Consider the following 6,131-nt stretch of genomic DNA (forward strand, 5'->3'; position numbering starts at 1 on the left):
CATGCACAGAGCGCTTATCCGCCTGACCCTCGTCAGCCTGCTTGGCTGCGCGCAGGCTTTTGGCCAATCCCTGGTGGTCTGCACCGAGGCCAGCCCGGAAGGCTTCGACATCACCCAGTACACCGCTGCCACCACTGCCGACGCTTCCGCCGAAACGGTCTTCGAGCGCCTGGTGCAGTTTGCCCCCGGCAGTACACGCGTGGTGCCCGCGCTGGCACAGAGCTGGGAAATCAGCGACGACGGCCTGCAGTACACCTTCGCCCTGCGCCAGGGCGTGAAGTTCCACAGCACCGACTACTTCACCCCGACCCGTGACTTCGACGCCGACGACGTGCTCTGGAGCTTCCAGCGCCAGCTTGACCCGCAGCACCCGTGGAACAAACTCGCCCCGCGCGGTTTCCCCTACGCCGAGGCGATGGGCCTGCCCGGCCTGATCAGCGCGGTGGAAAAGCTCGACGACCACCGCGTGCGCTTTACCCTCAAGCACCCCGAGGCCCCCTTCCTCGCCGACCTGGCGATGGGCTTCGCCTCCATCTATTCCGCCGAGTACGGCGACCTGCTGCTGGCCGCCAACAAGGCCGAGCAGTTGAACAACCTGCCCATCGGTACCGGCCCGTTCATCTTCCAGCGCTACCAGAAGGATGCCCAGGTTCGCTTCACCGCCAACCCGGACTACTGGGGCGGCAAGCCGAAGATCGAACGTCTGCTGCTGGCGATCACCCCCGATCCGAATGTGCGCATCCAGAAGGTCAAGGCCGGCGACTGCCAGATCGCCGTCTACCCCAAGCCCACCGACATCCCCGCGCTGCGCCAGGAGCCGAAGCTGAAGATCGAGGAACTGGACTCGCTGCTGGTCGCCTACGTCGGCATCAATACCCGGCACAAGCCGCTGGACGATGTGCGCGTGCGCCAGGCGATCAACCTCGCCTTCGACCGCAACGCCTACCTGCGCGCGCAATTCGGCGAAGGCGCCGCGACTCTCGCCGTGGCGCCTTACCCGCCAACGCTGTGGGGTTCCGATCCGCAACTCAAGGTCTGGCCCCACGACCCTGCGCGCGCCAGACAACTGCTGGAGGAAGCGGGCATCAAGCCCGGCCTGAAGCTGTCGATCTGGACCCGCCCCGGCGGCGGGCCGACCAACCCCAACCCCGGCATCGGCGCGCAGATGCTGCAGAACGACCTGGGGCAGATCGGCATTCAGGCGGACATCCGCGTGTTCGAATGGGGCGAACTGATCAAGCGTGCCAAACAGGGCGAGCACGACCTGATTTTCATGGGCTGGGCCGGCGACAATGGCGACCCGGACAACTTCCTCACGCCGAACCTGTCCTGTGCAGCGGCGAAAAGCGGCGAGAACCAGGCCGGCTGGTGCAACGCCGAGTTCGACGAACTGCTGCGCAAGGCCCGCGCCATTACCGACCAGGCCGCCCGCGCGAACCTCTATCGCCAGGCGCTGGCCATCTATCAGCGCGAAGCGCCGTGGATCGCCCTGGCCTACCCGAAGCAGTTCGCCGTGGTGCGTCCGGGCGTTAGTGGCTTTACCCTGAGCCCATTGGGCTCGAACAATTTTTCCCGCGTGCAGCTACAGGGCTCACCGGGACCATAACGACAAGGACCAGGCCCCAAAAGGGTCGATGTCGACAAGAACGGGCCGCCCATGACGCGGCCCAACCGTGACCATCCCATGTGGAGAACTCCCCACAATGCTGTCCTTCATTGCCCGGCGCTTCGGGCTACTGATACCGACCTTCTTCGGCGTCACCCTGCTCACCTTCGCGCTGATCCGCCTGATCCCGGGCGACCCGGTGGAAGTGATGATGGGCGAGCGCCGCGTCGACCCGCAGATGCACGCCGAAGCCATGCACCGCCTGGGCCTCGACAAGCCGCTCTACCAGCAGTACCTCGACTACATCGGCAACCTCGCCCAGGGCAACCTCGGCGAATCGCTGACCACCCGCGACAGCGTCTGGCACGAATTCCTCACGCTGTTCCCGGCGACCCTGGAACTGTCCCTGGCCGCTCTGCTGTTCGCCGGTACCTTCGGCCTGCTCGCCGGGGTGATCGCGGCCTTGAAGCGCGGGTCGCTGTTCGACCACGGGGTGATGACCATTTCCCTGGCCGGCTATTCGATGCCGATCTTCTGGTGGGGCCTGATCCTCATCATGCTGTTCTCCGTTTCCCTGGGCTGGACGCCGGTATCCGGGCGCCTGGACCTGCTCTACGACATCGAGCCGAAGACCGGCTTCATGCTCATCGACACGCTGCTGTCGGATGAAGAAGGCGCCTTCATGGACGCCGTGCGCCACCTGATCCTGCCGGCAATCGTGCTGGGCACCATCCCGCTGGCGGTGATCGCGCGGATGACCCGTTCGTCGATGCTCGAAGTGCTGCGTGAAGACTACGTGCGCACCGCCCGCGCCAAGGGCCTGTCGCCGGCGCGCGTGGTGTTCGTGCACGCCCTGCGCAACGCCATGATCCCGGTACTCACCGTGTTCGGCCTGCAGGTCGGCACGCTGCTCGCCGGTGCGGTCCTGACCGAGACCATCTTTTCCTGGCCGGGCATCGGCAAATGGCTGATCGACGCCATTGGCCGCCGCGACTACCCGGTGGTGCAGAACGGCATCCTGCTGGTGGCGACCCTGGTGATCCTGGTGAACTTCATCGTGGACATCCTCTACGGCCTCGCGAACCCACGTATCCGTCACCAGCGCTAAGGAGCACGCCATGAGCAACGTTTCCCAAGCTCCCGCCAGCGACCCGAGCCTGGTCTATCCGTCCCCGCTGAAGGAGTTCTGGCACGCATTCTCGCGCAACAAGGGCGCGGTCGGCGGCCTGCTGTTCATGCTGGTCATCGTGTTCTGCGCGCTGTTCGCGCCCTGGGTCGCGCCGCACGATCCGAGCGAGCAGTTCCGCGACTTCCTGCTCACCCCGCCACTCTGGCTCGAGGGCGGCAGTGCGCAATTCCTGCTGGGCACCGACGAGCTGGGCCGCGACCTGCTCTCGCGCCTGATGCATGGCGCGCGGCTGTCGCTGATGATCGGCCTGACCTCGGTACTGATCTCGATGATCCCCGGCATCTTCCTCGGCCTGCTCGCCGGCTTCTCGCCGACCCGCCTGGGTCCGGTGATCATGCGCCTGATGGACATCATGCTGGCCCTGCCCTCGCTGCTGCTGGCGGTCGCCATCGTCGCTATCCTCGGCCCGGGCCTGATCAACACGGTGGTCGCCATTGCCATCGTCTCGCTGCCGGCCTACGTACGCCTGACCCGCGCCGCGGTGATGGGCGAACTGAACCGCGACTACGTCACCGCCTCGCGCCTGGCCGGCGCCGGCACCCTGCGCCTGATGTTCGTCACCGTGCTGCCCAACTGCATGGCGCCGCTGATCGTGCAGGCCACCCTGAGCTTCTCCTCGGCGATCCTCGACGCCGCCGCGCTGGGCTTCCTCGGCCTCGGCGTACAACCGCCGACGCCCGAGTGGGGCACCATGCTGGCCTCCGCGCGCGATTACATCGAGCGCGCCTGGTGGGTCGTCTCGCTGCCCGGCCTGACCATCCTGCTCAGCGTGCTGGCAATCAACCTGATGGGCGATGGCCTGCGCGATGCGCTGGACCCGAAGCTGAAGAACGCGGCGTGAGGAGCAGACAGATGAATACCTTCCCGCTTTCTGTAGGAGCGAGCTTGCTCGCGAACCTGCACTCCTCCGCGTTCCCCGTTCGCGAGCAAGGACTAAGGCGTCCCCCTCGTTCCTGCAAAAAGAACACAAGCCTGATGGAGACCGCCGTATGAGCCTCCTCGACCTGCGCAATCTTTCGGTGCGCTTCGGCGACCGCAACGCCATCCCGGTGGTGGATGGCCTCGACCTCTCGGTGGACAAGGGCGAAGTCCTGGCCATCGTCGGCGAGTCCGGCTCCGGCAAGTCGGTGACCATGATGGCCCTGATGGGGCTGATCGACGCCCCCGGCATCATCACCGCCGACGCCATGCAGTTCGACGGCACCGACATGCTGCGCCTGAAAGGCCGTGAGCGTCGGCGCATCGTCGGCAAGGACATCGCCATGGTCTTCCAGGACCCGATGACCGCGCTCAACCCCAGCTTCACCGTCGGCTACCAGATCGAGGAAGTGCTCAAGCTGCACCTCGGCCTGCGCGGTAAAGCCCTGCGCCAGCGTGCCCTGGAACTGCTCGAACGGGTGGAAATCCCCGGCGCCGCCCAGCGCCTGGACGCCTACCCGCACCAGCTTTCCGGCGGCATGAGCCAGCGCGTCGCCATCGCCATGGCCATCGCCGGCGAACCCAAGCTGCTGATCGCCGACGAACCCACCACCGCGCTGGACGTAACCATCCAGGCACAGATCATGGAGCTGCTGCTGAACCTGCAGCGCGACCAGGGCATGGCGCTGATCCTGATCACCCACGACCTCGCCGTGGTCGCCGAGACCGCCCAGCGCGTCTGTGTGATGTACGCGGGTCAGGCGGTGGAGATCGGCCAGGTGCCGGCGTTGTTCGACCTGCCGACCCATCCCTATACCGAAGCGCTGCTCAAGGCGATCCCGGAACACAGTGCCGGTGAAGAGCGCCTGGCCACCCTGCCCGGCATCGTTCCCGGCAAATACGACCGCCCTCAGGGCTGCCTGCTGTCGCCACGCTGTCCCTACGTGCAGGACAACTGCCGCAGCGTACGCCCGGCGCTGGAAAACCATGAGCGCGGCGCCGTGCGCTGCTTCTACCCGCTCAACCTGAACACCGAGGTGGCCCGATGAACGCCGTTCTGACCGCCCGCGACCTGACCCGTCACTATGAAATCTCCCAGGGCCTGTTCAAGCCTCACGCCCTGGTGCGTGCCCTGAACGGCGTATCCTTCGACCTGCAAGCCGGCAAGACCCTGGCCGTGGTCGGCGAGTCCGGCTGCGGCAAGTCCACCCTCGCCCGCGCGCTGACCCTGATCGAGGAGCCCACCTCCGGCTCGCTGCAGATCGCCGGCCAGGAGGTGAAAGGCGCCAGTCACGAGCAACGCAAGCAATTGCGCCGCGACGTGCAGATGGTCTTCCAGAACCCCTACGCCTCGCTCAACCCGCGGCAGAAGATCGGCGATCAGTTGGCCGAGCCGCTGCTGATCAACACCAGCCTGTCCCGCGTCGAACGCCGTGAGCGCGTGCAGGCGATGATGAAGCAGGTCGGCCTGCGCCCCGAGCACTACCAGCGCTACCCGCACATGTTCTCCGGCGGCCAGCGCCAGCGCATCGCCCTGGCCCGCGCCATGATGCTACGGCCCAAGGTGCTGGTGGCGGACGAGCCGACCTCGGCGCTGGACGTGTCGATCCAGGCCCAGGTGCTCAACCTGTTCATGGACCTGCAGCAGGAGTTCGGCACCGCCTACGTGTTCATCTCCCACAACCTCGCGGTGGTTCGCCACGTGGCCGACGATGTGCTGGTGATGTACCTCGGTCGCCCGGCGGAAATGGGCCCGGCAAACAAGCTCTACGAGCGCCCGCTGCACCCCTACACCCAGGCACTGTTGTCAGCCACCCCGGCCATCCACCCCGACCCGGACAAACCGAAGATCAAGATCCAGGGCGAACTGCCCAACCCGCTCAACCCGCCCACGGGCTGCGCCTTCCACAAGCGCTGCCCTTACGCCACCGAGCGCTGCAAGGCCGAAGTGCCGGAGCTGCGCGTGCTCGATGAGCGCCAGGTGGCCTGCCACCATGCGGAGCAGTTCCTGAACTGAAACGGGATGGGCCGGTCATAGGCCGGCCCACTCTTTCGGATACAGCTGCGTCCTACAACGCAGCGGGAACAGGCCTACCGCCTGATCCATCGCGTCCCGCTAGGGTGGCCTCCCGCCACTGCCCGCACGCCGCGGCAGTTATCCACAGGGCCACACACTGCATGCTGCTGTTCTTCCTCCTGCTGATTCTCGTTACCGCCGCCGTCGCCAATTTCCAGCTGCATCAGTGGAAGCGGCAGCGGCGAATGGACATGCGTGCGCAGAAGAAGTCCGGCAAGGCAGTTCCGAAGGCAAAGGCCAAAACTGGGTTCGACCTCGACGAGATCGATTGGGAAGGGCTGGCCCCGGATGAGCTGGATACCGCACCGCCACCGCCGCCCCCCACTCCGGTAGCACGCCCC

General features: G+C 66.2%; 6 protein-coding genes. All 6 read left to right on the top strand.

Annotation, left to right across the window (positions count from 1 at the left end; genetic code table 11):
* Nucleotide 1 precedes the first annotated feature (1 nt).
* Entirely contained in the window at nt 2-1,606 is a 1,605-nt protein-coding gene (locus L6D89_RS19525) for an ABC transporter substrate-binding protein (RefSeq protein WP_236200839.1), read from the top strand.
* A 97-nt stretch (nt 1,607-1,703) separates the two neighbouring features.
* Nucleotides 1,704-2,714, top strand: a complete 1,011-nt coding sequence (locus tag L6D89_RS19530) for an ABC transporter permease subunit (protein ID WP_236174381.1) — start codon at nt 1,704-1,706, stop codon at nt 2,712-2,714.
* Between the two features lie 10 nt (nt 2,715-2,724).
* On the top strand, nt 2,725-3,636 hold the full coding sequence (locus L6D89_RS19535) for an ABC transporter permease subunit (protein WP_236200840.1): 912 nt from the start codon (nt 2,725-2,727) through the stop codon (nt 3,634-3,636).
* Between the two features lie 148 nt (nt 3,637-3,784).
* Nucleotides 3,785-4,762 (top strand): ABC transporter ATP-binding protein, encoded by a 978-nt coding sequence (locus L6D89_RS19540; RefSeq protein WP_236200841.1) that lies wholly within the window; start codon nt 3,785-3,787, stop codon nt 4,760-4,762.
* Complete coding sequence (locus L6D89_RS19545; RefSeq protein ID WP_236174378.1) at nt 4,759-5,730, top strand: peptide ABC transporter ATP-binding protein; 972 nt, start codon at nt 4,759-4,761, stop codon at nt 5,728-5,730. Before L6D89_RS19540 ends, L6D89_RS19545 begins: the two co-directional genes overlap by 4 nt.
* 161 nt (nt 5,731-5,891) lie before the next feature.
* The coding region (locus tag L6D89_RS19550) for a hypothetical protein (protein ID WP_236200842.1) at nt 5,892-6,131 on the top strand (240 nt) is incomplete at its 3' end.

This window comes from Pseudomonas pseudonitroreducens, from assembly GCF_021603645.1.
GTDB lineage: Bacteria > Pseudomonadota > Gammaproteobacteria > Pseudomonadales > Pseudomonadaceae > Pseudomonas > Pseudomonas pseudonitroreducens.